Genomic DNA, 568 nt, shown 5'->3' on the forward strand with positions numbered 1-568 from the left:
GGTCAGAGGAAGTGGTTAGTCGTCAGAAGTTAGATATCGTTGAGCCGTCAGCCGTCAGCCGTCAGCCGTCAGCCGTCAGCCGTCAGTTTGAAATTTGCATTCTGAAAAATTCGTGCCTATATAAAGTTTTTATACTTAAAAGGATGCAAGTATGAATTTTGAAAAATTAGAGGTATGGAAGCGTTCAGCAAGATTAAGTGCTGACATCTACAAAGAAACGACTGATCTGAATGATTTTGGCTTTCGCAATCAGCTCACACGTTCTGGTTTATCAATACCGAGTAACATCGCTGAAGGTATGGTGAGAGTCAGCAAAAAAGAGCGGGTACGTTTTTTAGATATATCAAGATCGTCAATAGCAGAAACACGAACGCAAATTTATATCGGAATTGAGATTAAATATATCGATGCCGCCATAGGTAGAGCTTGGGTGAGTGAAACGGAAGAGCTATCAAAAATGTTGACATCTCTTATGCATAAGATCGAAGCTGATAGCTGATAGCTGATAGCTGATAGCTGATAGCTGATAGCTGATAGCTGATAGCTGATAGCTGATAGCTGATAGATT

General features: G+C 40.5%; 1 protein-coding gene. It reads left to right on the top strand.

All coding sequences use genetic code 11. The annotated features are described in order from the left end of the window. Window positions 1-151 precede the first annotated feature (151 nt). Window positions 152-499: a four helix bundle protein gene (locus CWC02_RS20505; RefSeq protein ID WP_138602784.1), complete on the top strand. Its 348-nt coding sequence runs from the start codon at window positions 152-154 to the stop codon at window positions 497-499. Window positions 500-568 lie beyond the last annotated feature (69 nt).

Origin of the sequence: Pseudoalteromonas sp. S2721 (assembly GCF_005887425.1) — a bacterium.
GTDB lineage: Bacteria > Pseudomonadota > Gammaproteobacteria > Enterobacterales > Alteromonadaceae > Pseudoalteromonas > Pseudoalteromonas simplex.

Bases quoted from the DNA above. Each gene is read 5' to 3' on its own strand.
- CWC02_RS20505 (WP_138602784.1), top strand. From the start codon at position 152: ATGAATTTTGAAAAATTAGAGGTATGGAAGCGTTCAGCAAGATTAAGT.